Below are 13,299 nucleotides of genomic sequence, written 5' to 3'. Positions count from 1 at the left end.
ATGTCCTGCCATTGGGCAGGAGTCACTGGGAAGCCTGCACTCTATGCGTCAGCATAAGTGCGGGAGTACGTCACCTCTCCAGATCCGGATCCTCGCCCAAAGCCCGCAACCTTGCTGCCAGACGCTCGGCCCGCTGGCGTTCCTGTTCGGCTCGTTGGCGTTCCAGCTCGGCCCGCTCATCTCCCGTCAAAAGCAACTGCCCTTTGGCATCGCACCAGCGCAGCCAGCGGGCTTGTTTCCCCTCGAAAACTCCGTCCCACAGCCTCAGGCCCAGCTCCACCTGTTCCAGCCAGGTCTCGGTCATTTCCGCATAGTGGCGGCCCCGCAGCTCAAAAAGGCGCAGCTCCTCGGATCCCAGCTCGTGGTTGGGATCAAAAACCACGTAGTAGCTGACCCGCATCTGCTCGTAGCGGCTGAACTTGCCACCTAGCTCGTCGCCTTCGCGGTTGGAGACAATCTCGATCACCACATCCGGCGGCTTGTCAAATTGCCAGAGCAGATAGCACCGGTTCTGCTTCTCCCACCATTGTTCCGGCACCGTGACATCCAGGCTGAGAAAAACATCCGACACAATCGGGGGGCGACTGGGGGTTGTGTAGATCCCGACATTGGCTGCTGCCAGGAAGGTTTTGTGGGGCAGAGAGCTGTAGAGCGAGCCAGTCAGGAGGCGCTGTTGCTTTTCAGAGGCAAAGTTATCCGCCGGGGTATCGTCCTCAGTGACCAGATCAGCGACATCGGGCAGCAGCAGTTCAGTATCCATGGGCAAAGGCAGTCGGGGATGTCGACATCTTCGCCGTTTCCCCTACTTTTTGCCGCAGAGGACAAGGGCGGCAAAGCTGGCCGCTCTCCAGAAGGGATCCCGCCCGCAGAATGGGGTATCACGGCAAAAGGGCTCTCTTTGAGGAGGAACCTTGAACTGCGACGTTTTGGTGATCGGCTGTGGGGTGGTGGGCTGTGCCATCGCCTACGAATTGGCCACAGCAGGGCTATCGGTGGTTGGGATCGACGCCAGGGATCCGGCCTCAGGCGCCACCGGGGCCTCGTTGGGGGTGTTGATGGGGATCTGCAGCCGCCAGCCAGATGGGGAGGTGGTGCAGTTGCGCCTGAAAAGCCTGGAGCAGTTCGATCCCCTGATTGCGCGGCTGGAAGCCGACTTGGGTCGGACTTTGCCCGTCAATCGGCACGGCATCCTCAAGCTCCTCCGGGAGGAGGAAGTGGACGCTTGGCAAGCAACCCTGGCGGCTCGCCGGCAAGCAGGTTACCGCCTGGAGTTTCTCAGCCCTGGCGAAGTGGGATCCCTGCAGCCAGGTTTGCGCAGCGACCTGGGGGGAGCCCTCTACTCTCCCCAAGATCGGCAGATCCAACCCCGCCTCCTTACGCAGGCGCTTGTGGAAGCAGCCCAACGCAGAGGCTGCCGCTTCTTCTTCCATCAGCCGGTTCAGAAGATGCAGCGCAGCCCGGATCCTCCCTTTCGCCTACAGGCAGTTTATACGCCAGCCTTCGCCTTCTCGGCAGGCCATGTCGTTCTCGCTGCCGGCCTGGACAGCTCCCCTCTGGCCGAGGAGCTGGGCTTGCGGATCCCTCTGCAGGCGGTCAAAGGCCAGGCTCTGCGGGTCAAAGCGGCGGGGATCCCCCTGGGGCCGGTGGTCAGCGACGAGGATCTGCATCTGGTCCCCCTGGGGGATGGATCCCTGTGGGTGGGGGCAACCGTGGAGTTTCAGGCCCCCCATCCCCAGCCGACGCTGCTGGCCTTACAGGATCTGCTGGCCCACGCCATCGGCATCTGCCCGGCCCTAGCCGAAGCCACCCTGCTGGAGCACTGGGCCGGCCATCGACCCCGACCGCTGGGGCAGCGCGCCCCCATTCTGGGGCCGGCTCCCGGCTATGTCAATCTTTTGGTTGCCACCGGCCACTACCGCAATGGAGTGTTGCTGGCCCCGATTAGCGCCGCCATCCTGAGGGATTTGGTGCTGAAAGGGGAAACAGCCCTGTGCGATCTAAGCGCTTTTGCCCCAAGACCTAAACAGGGCTGAGCTGGCCTATCCACTGAGGTAGCAAGACTTATGTCAGAATAGAAGGTTGCCCGGCTCAGGCCGGGCCAGTGTGTGATCTGTCGAGTCCTGCAAAGGAGAAAAGAGCCTTGCCGAAATTTGCCCTGAAAGCCCTCTGGCTGGAAAACGATTTGGCCATCGCCGTGGATCAGGTGGTGGCCAAAAACCGCAGCCCCCTCACCCGCTACTTTTTCTGGCCGCGGGATGACGCCTGGGAACAGCTCAAAGCCGAGCTGGAGAGCAAAACTTGGATCAGCGAGGAAGATCGCATCACTCTACTCAACCAAGCCACTGAACTGATCAACTACTGGCAAAACGGCGGACGCGAGCGCCCCATCAGCGAAGCCCAAGCCCAGTTCCCCGACATCCTCATCGGCGGCAACGCCTAGCTCTCCCCTCCCCGCCGAGGCCGCGACTCCAAACCCAACCCATCTTGATGGGGATCCTGCTTTTGGGCTAGATTAGCACTCGGGATTTCAGAGTGCTAACTTTGGGCTCGGCCAAGCCAATGGATCGCCGGGGCCCTTCTGGGATCCCACTCCGCCTGGCAGCGCTAAGCGGCCCAGTTGAAACTAAGAGGATCGGGGATTCTATGGCAAAACAGATTCTGTTTAGGGAAGAGGCCCGCAAGGCATTGGAGCAGGGCATCAATCAACTGGCGGATGCAGTTAAGGTTACCATTGGCCCGAAAGGGCGCAACGTCCTTCTGGAGAAAAAGTTCGGCGCCCCCCAGATCGTCAACGACGGGGTCACCATTGCCAAGGAAATTGAATTGGCGGATCCTTTGGAGAACACCGGTGCCCAGCTGATGCGGGAAGTGGCCACCAAGACCAACGACGTGGCCGGAGACGGCACCACCACAGCCACCATTTTGGCCCAGAGCATGGTGCAGGAGGGGTTGAAGAATATTTCGGCAGGAGCCAACCCTGTAGCTTTGCGGCGCGGCATCGAGAAGACCACTGCCTACCTGGTGGAGCAAATTGCCGCTCAAGCTAAGCCTGTGGAAGGCCGCAAGAACATCGCCGAGGTAGCTACCATCTCTGCCGGCAACGACCCGGAAGTGGGGGAGATGATCGCCAGGGCCATGGATGCCGTGGGGCGAGATGGGGTGATTACGGTCGAAGAGTCCAAGTCCTTGGAAACCCAATTGGAAGTTGTCGAAGGGATGCAGTTCGACCGCGGCTACATTTCCCCCTATTTCGTCACCGATACGGAGCGGATGGTGGCCGAATACGAAAATGCCTATCTGCTCATCACCAGTAATAAGCTCTCCAATCTTCAGGATCTGGTGCCTGTTCTGGAGCGGGTAGCGCGAGAGGGACGGCCGCTGCTGGTGATTGCCGAGGATGTGGAGGGAGAAGCCCTGGCCACTTTGGTGGTCAACAAGCTGCGGGGGGTGTTGAACGCGGTGGCGGTGAAGGCGCCGGCTTTTGGGGATCGGCGCAAGGCCATGTTGGAGGACATTGCCATCCTCACCGGTGGGCAGCTCATCTCCGAGGATATCGGCATCAAGCTGGAGAACGTCACCCTGGACATGATGGGGGTGGCCCGCAAGATTACCGTTACCAAAGACAAGACCACCATTGTGACCGACGGCAGCACCAAGGCGGCGGTGGAGAAACGGGTGGCCCAGATCCGCAAGCAACTGGAGACCACCGATTCCGAGTACGACCGCGAGAAGCTGCAGGAGCGGATCGCCAAGCTGGCCGGTGGGGTGGCGGTGATCAAGGTGGGAGCTGCCACTGAAACGGAGCTTAAAGACCGCAAGCTGCGCATTGAAGATGCCCTCAACGCCACGCGGGCGGCAGTGGAGGAAGGGATCGTCCCCGGTGGCGGGGCAACGTTGCTGCATCTTTCCAAAGGGATCCCGGCCTTCAAGGCCAACTTGAACGCAGAAGAGCAGGTGGGGGCGGACATTGTCTGCCGGGCTTTGCAGGCGCCGCTCTATCAGATTGCCCACAACGCTGGCCTGGAGGGGTCGGTGGTGGTGGAAAAGGTTCTGGAGAAGGAGATGCCCTTTGGCTTTGATGCCCTGACGGGCACCTATGTGGACATGTTTGCTCAGGGGATCGTGGATCCGGCCAAGGTCGTACGCTCGGCGCTGCAGAATGCCGCTTCCATCGCCGCCATGTACCTCACCACCGAAGCCATTGTGGTGGAAAAGCCCGAACCCAAGACGAAAACAGGAGCGAGCCGCTCCGGCGGTGCGGGGATGATGTAACTCCCCTAAACCATGCCCTTGTGGCCTAGGCCCCTATTCAGGGGCTTTCTCCCGTCTCCGGTCGCAGCAGGGGGAAGGCGATGACATCGCGGATGCTGGCAGCGTCGCACAGCAGCATCGCCAGACGGTCGATGCCGATGCCCAGGCCACCGGTGGGGGGAAGGCCGTACTCCAGGGCAGTGAGGAAGTCTTCGTCCAAAAAGTGGGCCTCTTCGTCTCCGGCTGCCTTCAGGGCCGCCTGGGCCTCCAGCCGCTGCCGCTGATCCACCGGGTCGGTCAGCTCCGAGTAGGCGTTGGCCGTCTCCCGCCCGACGATAAACAGCTCGAAGCGCTCCGCCAACCCCGGCTTGCTGCGGTGGGGCTTGGTGAGCGGACACACCTCCAGGGGATAGTCGAGAACAAAGGTCGGCTGGCGCAGGCGGCTCTCGCAGCAGTGCTCGAAGGCTTTGACCAACAGCTTGCCAGGGGAGTCGTGGGGGGAGAGATCGGGGATCCCCTGCTGGGCCAGGGCGGGCAAGAGCTCGGCGGTGGATCCCTTTTCCACGTCGATGAAGATGCCGGTGGCCTCCTCCACCAACTCCTGGATCGTTACCCGCCGCCAGGGTGGGGTGAGGTCAATGGTCTCCCCTTGGTAAGTAATTTGCAGGGATCCCCGCACTGCCAGGGCGGCGTTGCAGACCAGGGCTTCGGTCAGCTCCATCATCGTGTGGTAGTCGGCAAAGGCTTGGTAGGCCTCCAGCGAGGTAAACTCCGGGTTGTGGCGGGTGGAGATGCCCTCGTTGCGAAAGACTCGCCCAATTTCGTACACCCGCTCGATCCCGCCCACCACCAGCCGCTTCAGGTGCAGCTCGGTGGCAATGCGCAAGTAGAGATCTAGATCCAGGGCGTTGTGGTGGGTGATGAAGGGACGCGCCTCCGCCCCGCCGGGGATCACCTGCAGCACCGGCGTCTCGATCTCCACAAAGCCCCGCTCCTCCAGGGTCTGCCGCAGGGAGCGGACGATCTTGGCCCGGTCGAGCAAGGTTTGCTTGACCTCGGGGTTGACGATGAGGTCAACGTAGCGCTGGCGGTAGCGTTTCTCCACATCCCGTAGGCCGTGCCACTTATCGGGCAGGGGCAGCAGGGCCTTGGTCAGCACCTGGTACTCGTCCACCCGCACCGACAGCTCCCCTTTCTCGGTGCGCTTGAGACAGCCCTTGGCCCCCAGCCAATCGCCCACGTCAAGCAGCTTGTCCAGGTTCTTGAAGGCCAGCTCCCCCATGTGCTGCGTCAGCCGTTGCTTTTCCAGGTAGAGCTGGATGGTGCCAGAGCGATCCTGCAGGGTAAAGAAGGCCAGTTTGCCCATGACCCGCCGCGCCCGGATCCGCCCGGCCACCGCCACCTGCACATCCTCCCGCTCGGCGCCGGGCTCGAGATCGGCAAATTGCGCCTGCAACTCGGCAGCCAAGTGGGTAACCGGGAAAGAATAGGCGTAGGGCAGGATCCCTTGCTCCTGCAGGTGGCGGGCCTTTTCCAGGCGGGCGGCCCGTTGGGCAGCTTCGCTGCTGCTGGGGAGAGTGGACATAGGGGTAAAAGGGATAGAGGATTTCAGGGACGGACGGGATCCTTTTTTACGCTTCCGGCGGCGCGATCCCGTGGGAACGCAGCAGCTCCAAAAGTCTTTCGGCCCGTTGGCGTTCTCTTTCAGCCCGTTGGCGTTCTCTCTCGGCCCGCTGCTGCTCTAGGGCGGCCTTTTCGTCGCCGGTGGGTAAAACTTGGCCCTCTCGGTCACACCAGCGCAGCCATTCCGTGTTGACGCCCTCGAAGGATCCCTGCCAGAGGGTCAAGCCCAGGCCAATCTCCTCCAGCCAGGTGGAATCGAAGGGAACCAACTCTCCCCCCCGCCGCTGAAAAAGAACCAGTGGGGATCCCTGCAGCTCCCGCAGTTGCCGCAAAGGATCGTAAACCCCGTAGTAGCCCACGCCGGCGCGGGCGTAGTCCCTGAGTTTGCGGCCCAGCTCTTCTCCCTCGCGGTTGGAGACAATCTCAATGACCACGTCGGGAGGCTTGCCCATCTCCCAGACAAAGTAGGTGCGATCTTCCTTGCGCTCGAAGCTGGCGGGGGGAGCTACCTCCAGGCTGAGCATGACATCGGGCACGAGCGGCGGCTGCTTGAGGGCGTAGAACAGGCCGACGTTGGCCGTGGCCAGGAAGGGGATCGGCTCGCCGCTGTCTTTGGCTCTGGGCTGAAAGGAGGCGTAGAGGGCGCTCGTGAGCAGGCGCTGCAGCTTCTCCGAGTAGATGCTGTCCACAGGCTGGTCGTCCTCGATCACCAGGTCACTGATATCGGGTGGGGGCGGCGGTGGAAACTCCGCTGCCGGCGTCGAGGGCTTGAGGGGGCTAGAAGGTGCAGAAACCATGATGCCGGGATCCTTTGCAGGGCCGCTGCTAGCGACTGCTCGGTTGTTGGTCAATCGAGCCGATATCGAACCATCTCGAGGGTAGCAAAGGTTTTGGGGAAAAAGGCGACCAGAGAGCTTCTCCAATCCACACCAGAGATAGAAGCCCAACCCTGGGCCGAGGGCCTGCCTCCTGGAGCGGGGCAAGAGACAAAAAATCCTGCCCGACCTCCTCAGCTTTGGCCGGATCCCTTTTGGAAAGCAGCTAGCGCTCCGCCTGGGCGTTCAAGCTGGAGACGATCAGGTACACCACGAAAAGAAACAGGGCTACCAACGCCATAGGTCGATCCTTAGGTCAGTCTCTTGCGCCAGGGTCTGTAGGATAGTGTGCCCATCCGGGCCGGGATCCGGTTGCTGTTGTCGCACAAACCTTTATTCTATGACATTTTCCCGTAGCTTGGTTCTTGGCGGAGCTCGACCGCCCAACTGGGCAAGTTGGGGATCCCTTCTCACTGGCCAGGCTCGGAGCTGGGCAGAGCCACCAGCAGAGCTTCCAACACCCGCTGCACCCGGCTCAAGCGCAGGCCAGAGTCGGCCAAAACGAGGCTGTTGGGGATGATGGCGTGGCGGAACCCCAGCTTGGCGGCTTCCTTGAGGCGCTGCTCCAACTGCGCCACCGGGCGCACCTGTCCCCCCAGGCCCACCTCGCCGATCAAGACCGTAAAGGGATCCACCTGGCGATCTCGGAAGCTGGCGGCCACGGCCACCGCCACCCCCAAGTCGGCAGCTGGCTCGGCCACCTGGATGCCGCCGGCGGAGGCAATGTAGGCGTCGTATTTGGAAAGCGGGATCCCCACCCGTTTTTCCAGCACCGCCAAGATCTGCAAAAAGCGGTTGAGCTCGATGCCGGTGGCGGTGCGGCGGGGGGAGCTGTAGCTGGTGGGGCTGACCAGGGCCTGCACGTCCACCACCAAGGGGCGGGTGCCCTCACAGGCGACGATGGTGGCCGTTCCCGGCGTGGCCTGATCCCGGCTGCTCAAAAAAAGCTGCGAGGGATTGTCCACCTCCACCAAGCCAGAGGCGGTCATCTCGAAAACGCCGATTTCCTGGGCCGCCCCAAAGCGGTTTTTGACGGCGCGCAGCAGGCGGTGGCTCTGAAAGCGATCCCCCTCAAAGTACAAGACGGTGTCCACCAGGTGCTCCAGCACCTTGGGCCCGGCCAGGGATCCATCTTTGGTAACATGGCCAACGATGAGCAGGGCCACCCCCAGTTTTTTGGCCACTCGCATCAAGAGGCCGGCGCATTCCCGCACCTGGGAAACGGATCCCGGCGCCGAGCTGAGCTGCCCCCAGAAGATGGCCTGGATGCTGTCGATGATCGCCACCTGGGGCTGTAGGGCCTGGATCTCGGCCACAATGGCCTCCAGGTCGGTTTCCGCCAATAGGTAGAGCTGCTCGCTTTCTATCCCCAGCCGCAAGGACTCCGTCCCGCTAATGCGAGCGGCGCGCAGCTTGATCTGCTGGGCCGATTCCTCCCCCGACACGTACAAGATGGGCCCCCGCTTGGCGAGATGCGCAGCAGTCTGCAGCAGCAGGGTGCTCTTGCCAATGCCTGGATCGCCGCCGATCAACACCAGGGATCCCGGCACGATGCCACCTCCCAACACCCGGTCGAACTCGCCGGAGCCAGAGGAGAGGCGGGGGTGGCTCTCCGAGGAGACTTGGGAGAGGGGAAGGGCCGACAGGGGCATCCCGTTGCCGCGGCTGCGCTGGGGAACGAGCCGCTGCGGTGGCCCAGACTTAGAAGAGGGGGCGACGACCACCTCCGTCAGCGTGTTCCAGGCGCCACAGTTGTCGCAGCGGCCCAAAAACTTGGGGTAGCGCTCGCCGCACTGGCTGCACTCCCAGACGGTTTTGGCCTTGGCCATGAACAGGGATCCCGCCTCTTTCTTAGGATACAAGGACTCCGACCGGCTGCCGCTAGCTGTGGGGCAGGGGAACGGCGGGAATGGGCACCTCTGGCAAGGCCAGGGATCGGCACTGGGCGTGGTGGCGCAGCAGATGGTCACAGAGCACCAAAGCCACCATCGCCTCCACCATCGGCACCGCCCGCGGCAGCACGCAGGGATCGTGGCGCCCCCGCGCCGCCAAAACCGTCTCCTGCCCGTCGAGGGTGACGGTGCTTTGGGGCTGGCCAATGGTGGCGGTGGGCTTGAAGGCCACCCGCAGGACGATGTCTTCCCCGTTGCTGATGCCCCCCTGGATGCCGCCGGAGCGGTTGCTGCGGGTGCGCCAGCCGCTGGGGGTCATGTAGAACTCGTCGTTGTGCTGCTTGCCCGTCAGGTAGGTGCCGGCAAACCCCGAACCGATCTCAAACCCCTTGCTGGCCGGCAGCGACATCACCGCCTTGGCCAGGTCGGCCTCCAATTTGTCGAACACCGGGCAGCCCAGCCCGCGGGGCACATTGCGGGCCACACATTCCACCACTCCCCCGAGAGAATCTCCTTCCCGCGCCGCTGCTTCAATTTTTTCAATCATCGCCGCCGCCGCGGCTGGATCGGGGCAGCGGACGATGTTGGCTTCCACCTGCTCCGCCGTCACGGAGCTGGGATCCACCTGGGCCTCTACGTCTTGGACCCGCTGCACATAGGCCAGGATCTCTACCCCTGCTGCCAGGCGCAGGATCTTCTTGGCGATGGCCCCGGCGGCCACCCGGCCAATGGTCTCCCGCGCCGAGGCCCGCCCTCCCCCCTGCCAGTTGCGGATGCCGTACTTGGCCTGGTAGGTGGCATCGGCATGGGAAGGGCGGAAGGTGGTGGCCATCTCGCTGTAATCCTGGGGGCGGGCGTCCTGGTTGCGCACCAGGATGTGGATGGGGGTGCCGAGGGTAAAGCCTTGGAAAACCCCGGAGAGGATCTGGCAGCGATCCGCCTCCTGGCGCGGCGTGGTGATGTGGCTCTGGCCGGGACGGCGCCGATCCAGCTCCGCCTGGATGTCGGCCTCGCTCAAGGGCAGCCGCGGCGGGCAGCCGTCCACCACCACCCCCACCGCCCCCCCGTGGGACTCGCCGTAGGTGGTGACGCAAAACAAGACGCCGAAGGAGTTGCCGTTGGCCATGGGATCCCTGAGCAAGAAGCTGCCCGCTCGCAGGCGGCTGGGAGAGACTGTCTTCTATTCTGCACCAGAAGGCTTGCGGACGACGCGGTGCAACTGACGGCAGCCGGCAATCCCCCGCAACACCAGGTGGGGATCCCAGCGCAGCTCTGCGTCAAGGGGCCGCAGGTGGGGGTAGAGTAGCTCGCCATCGCCGCCGGTTACTAGCAGCGGGCCTTGGGGAAAGCGGCGGCGCCAGTCGGCCAGAAAATCCCGCAAGCCGGCCAGCAGGGTATGAAGAATGCCGCTGCGGATGGCGGCCCCAGTGTTCCTGGCCCAGCGGGGGGGTATGGGAGCGCCGGGATCCCACTCCACTTTGGGCAGCCGGGCGGTGTGGTCGGCCAGCGCCTGCGCCTGCAACCCCAGGCCGGGCAGGATCGCTCCTCCCACCAGGGATCCCTCGGCGTCAGCTCCCGTCAGGGTCAAGGCGGTGCCGGCGTCGATGACCAAGCAGGGCCAGCCGTAGCGGATCCCGGCGGCCCACAGAGCCAGTGCCCGATCCAGCCCCAGCCCGGGATAGGGATCCCGCAGCGGCACCTGGGAGAGCTCAAGGCAATGCACCCAGGGGGATCGGGGCGGCAAAGGGGCAGAGCCAACGGCAGCTAGCCACAGCTCCGTCTCTTCTGGCCAGGATAGGGGTTGGTGGGCGGGAAACTGCTCCACCTTCACCAAGCTCTCGCCAGCAAACCAGCCCCAGCGCACGTGGGTGTTGCCCACCACGGCGGCCAGCCACCGCTCTGCCTCAGAACTCATGCAACAGCTCCGCCTCCACGCGAAACAGCTCCACCGGCTGATCGGCAGGGATCCCGGCCAATTGCTTGGCGGTGGAGAGCTGCCAGGCCGTCGTCAGAGCCTCTCCGGGCAGCAACACCGCCCCCCGTGTCCCCGCGCGAATGAACAGGCCCATGCGGGTGGGATCCACCTGCTCCAGAGAGGGGATGGGCACCACCCGTCGCACGATGGCCACCTGAATAGAAGCCGACTCCAGCTCGCCGGGTTGCAGGGGCCGATAGCGCCAGTCGCGAGTAACAGCCCCCACCGCCGCCCGGATGGTGGCCCTGGCCAGATCCTCGCCGCCGGGATCCAAGCTGCCCCAACAGCCGCGGGGCCGTCCCTCCCTGGTCACCGTAACAAAAACTCCCGCCGGGCGCCGCCAGTGGGGCGGGATCTCTTCTGGAGCAGGCAGCACCTGGCCAGTGGCGAAGTAGTGGGCGATGGCCTGCCGCGCCAGGGCCGGCAGCGTCTTGGGCAAGGGTTGCGGCTGGACGGGAGCAGGGATCCCCTCCGTCCCGCCGTTGCGGGGCAAGGCGCCTGCCGGGGAACTCGTGGCCGGGGACGGGATCCCGCCAACGCGCCCAGAAACCTCTGGCCGGGATCCGGCCAGCAGCCCTAGCCCTGCCCCCAGAAACAAGGCCAGCAGGCTGAGCGATCGAATGGCAAAGGTGGACACGAGCTGAGGATCTTGCCAACCCAACTCTAGGCTAGGCTATGCCCCCGCTTCTGCAAGTACTTGAAAACGGTGTTCAGATCCTTGTCGCCCCGCCCGGAGCAGTTGACCACCACCCGCTGCTGGGGGCCAAGCTGGGGGGCCAAAGTCTTCAGGTAGGCCAGGGCATGGGCCGTCTCCAAAGCCGGGATGATCCCCTCCAGGCGCGACAGCAGCAGCAGCGCCTCTACCGCCTCGTCGTCGGTAACTGCGTAGTACTCAGCCCGCCCAATCTCCTTGAAGTAGCTGTGCTCCGGCCCCACACCGGGGTAATCCAAGCCAGCGCTGATGGAATGGGCCTCCTGCACCTGGCCTTCTTCATCTTGCAGCAGGTAGCTCATGGCCCCGTGCAAGACCCCAATGCGACCGCGGCTAAGAGTAGCAGCGTGGCGGGAGGTGTGCAAGCCCTCCCCGGCAGCCTCGATGCCGATAAGCCGCACTTGGGGATCCTGAACAAACTCGTTGAACAACCCCAGGGCATTGGAGCCGCCGCCCACACAGGCCAGCAGCACGTCCGGCAGTCCTCCCCATTTCTCTTGGCACTGCTGCCGCGTCTCCTGGCCGATGACATCGTGAAAGGTCCGCACCAGCTTCGGGTAGGGGTGGGGTCCGGCCACCGTGCCGATGACGTAGTGGGTGGTCTCCACGTTGGTTACCCAGTCGCGGATGGCCTCGGAGAGGGCGTCTTTGAGGGTGGCTGTGCCTGATTCGACCCCCCTTACCTCAGCGCCCAGCAGGCGCATCCGCTGCACATTGGGGGCCTGCCGCTCCATGTCCACTGCCCCCATGTAGATGACGCATTCCAACCCAAAACGAGCACACACCGTTGCCGTGGCCACCCCATGCTGGCCAGCGCCAGTCTCGGCAATGATCCTTCGCTTGCCCATGCGCACCGCCAGCAGCACTTGGCCAAGGGCGTTGTTGATCTTGTGGGCGCCGGTGTGGTTGAGATCCTCCCGCTTCAGGTAGATCTGGGGGCCGCCGTAGTGTTCAGTAAGCCGCTGGGCAAAGTAAAGGGGGCTGGGCCGCCCAACAAAATCCCGCAACAGGTTGTGAAACTCGGCGCGAAAGTCGGGATCCCGCCAGTGATGCTCAAAGGCTTCCTCCAGCTCCGTTAGGGCGCTCATCAGGGTTTCCGGCACAAACCGACCCCCAAACGGCCCAAACCGCCCCTGGGGATCCGGACGCACCTGCGGGTCAAGGGGATCCAAAACACGAGGGGAAAAAGCAAAAGAAGCTGAGGTCATGGCAGAGTCCGTCCGGGCCTTGTAGCCTGCAACTAGAGAGAGGCTTTCCCATTCTACAGAAGGAAGGGGCGATGACCAGTCTCGCCTCTCTTCTTCTGCCGTGGGATCCCGAAAAGTTGTTTTGAACAAGGGTCTTCCCAGGATTTTTAAGATAAGGCCGTCCGATTTTGAGGCGGCCTTATGGACAAGCATCTGCAAGAGTTGCTCCAGCAAGAAGATCAAAAGCGCAGAGATGAAGAGGTGCGGCGCACCTATGCCCTTTCTCAAAAGTCCGAGGGGATGGTGATCCTTCTGTCTATTCTGCTTGCCTTCGGAGCCTACCTCTACACGCGGCGGTGGAAAGCTTTGATGGTTTTTCTGGGCTGGTGTTTCTTCCTTGGCGTGTTGTTTAGTGACGACGAGGGAGAGGTTTCCCTACCCGGACTGTTTCTGGCCTCCACCTGGGCAGCAGTAGACAACTGCGGCGCTATCCAGCGGGCAAGAGAAGAAATTGAACGGCTGCGCTCCGGCCAAAACCCTGATGTTGATCGGCAAACTTAAACTTGGTCGACAAAACAAAATAGTGGCCCAAAAGTCGGTATTTTATTTCAAACTCTCGAAAAAGATGCTATACCTACTATTTCAAGTGGCACCCAGATACAAGCGGCGCAACCGACCCATTCTCAACGGCAGTGAAACTTGGATTCCTATTCCCTTTGTCTTTTGGGAAAGAGCATGCCTCTAACCCCCAAAACCCTGAACTTTGCTGAATTTACTGAGCTTT

The 13,299-nt window shown here is 62.9% G+C and carries 12 protein-coding genes; 4 read left to right on the top strand and 8 right to left on the bottom strand.

Annotated features, from left to right (window positions below):
* Nucleotides 1-70: 70 nt before the first annotated feature.
* Nucleotides 71-760, bottom strand: coding sequence for a Uma2 family endonuclease (locus tag NW855_RS04380; protein ID WP_011429238.1), 690 nt, complete (start codon nt 758-760; stop codon nt 71-73).
* A 151-nt stretch (nt 761-911) separates the two neighbouring features.
* Between NW855_RS04380 and NW855_RS04375 the strand changes: the two genes are divergently transcribed.
* From NW855_RS04375 to groL, 3 genes are all read left to right on the top strand, one after another.
* Nucleotides 912-2,033 carry an NAD(P)/FAD-dependent oxidoreductase gene (locus NW855_RS04375; RefSeq protein WP_071813491.1) on the top strand — a complete coding sequence of 374 codons (1,122 nt, stop codon included), beginning with the start codon at nt 912-914 and terminating at the stop codon, nt 2,031-2,033.
* Between the two features lie 68 nt (nt 2,034-2,101).
* Complete coding sequence (locus NW855_RS04370; RefSeq protein WP_346426047.1) at nt 2,102-2,440, top strand: 30S ribosomal protein PSRP-3; 339 nt, start codon at nt 2,102-2,104, stop codon at nt 2,438-2,440.
* Between the two features lie 203 nt (nt 2,441-2,643).
* On the top strand, nt 2,644-4,272 hold the full coding sequence (gene groL, locus NW855_RS04365) for a chaperonin GroEL (protein WP_011429241.1): 1,629 nt from the start codon (nt 2,644-2,646) through the stop codon (nt 4,270-4,272).
* Between the two features lie 37 nt (nt 4,273-4,309).
* Here groL and lysS read toward each other — a convergent pair whose 3' ends face one another.
* The 7 genes from lysS to trpB form a co-directional block, all read right to left on the bottom strand.
* Nucleotides 4,310-5,836, bottom strand: a complete 1,527-nt coding sequence (gene lysS / locus NW855_RS04360) for a lysine--tRNA ligase (RefSeq protein ID WP_011429242.1) — start codon at nt 5,834-5,836, stop codon at nt 4,310-4,312.
* Between the two features lie 46 nt (nt 5,837-5,882).
* A complete protein-coding gene (locus NW855_RS04355; RefSeq protein ID WP_240527750.1) occupies nt 5,883-6,671 on the bottom strand; it encodes a Uma2 family endonuclease in 789 nt (262 codons plus the stop codon).
* Nucleotides 6,672-7,159: 488 nt separating this feature from the next.
* Complete coding sequence (gene radA / locus NW855_RS04350; RefSeq protein WP_414402767.1) at nt 7,160-8,578, bottom strand: DNA repair protein RadA; 1,419 nt, start codon at nt 8,576-8,578, stop codon at nt 7,160-7,162.
* Between the two features lie 52 nt (nt 8,579-8,630).
* Entirely contained in the window at nt 8,631-9,767 is a 1,137-nt protein-coding gene (aroC, locus tag NW855_RS04345; protein ID WP_414508395.1) for a chorismate synthase, read from the bottom strand.
* A 54-nt stretch (nt 9,768-9,821) separates the two neighbouring features.
* Nucleotides 9,822-10,556, bottom strand: a complete 735-nt coding sequence (locus NW855_RS04340) for a pantothenate kinase (RefSeq protein ID WP_414402768.1) — start codon at nt 10,554-10,556, stop codon at nt 9,822-9,824.
* A complete protein-coding gene (locus NW855_RS04335; RefSeq protein WP_228375405.1) occupies nt 10,546-11,253 on the bottom strand; it encodes an AMMECR1 domain-containing protein in 708 nt (235 codons plus the stop codon). The genes NW855_RS04340 and NW855_RS04335 overlap by 11 nt, the downstream gene beginning before the upstream one ends.
* Before the next feature lie 26 nt (nt 11,254-11,279).
* On the bottom strand, nt 11,280-12,536 hold the full coding sequence (trpB, locus tag NW855_RS04330) for a tryptophan synthase subunit beta (protein WP_414508394.1): 1,257 nt from the start codon (nt 12,534-12,536) through the stop codon (nt 11,280-11,282).
* Between the two features lie 180 nt (nt 12,537-12,716).
* Here trpB and NW855_RS04325 point away from each other — a divergent pair, with 180 nt between their 5' ends.
* Nucleotides 12,717-13,076: a hypothetical protein gene (locus NW855_RS04325; RefSeq protein ID WP_414375464.1), complete on the top strand. Its 360-nt coding sequence runs from the start codon at nt 12,717-12,719 to the stop codon at nt 13,074-13,076.
* Nucleotides 13,077-13,299: the final 223 nt, after the last annotated feature.

The organism is Synechococcus sp. RC10B2 (assembly GCF_047502635.1).
The sequence above is the reverse complement of the archived record's forward strand: the minus strand, read 5'-3'. Positions and strand labels throughout refer to the sequence as shown.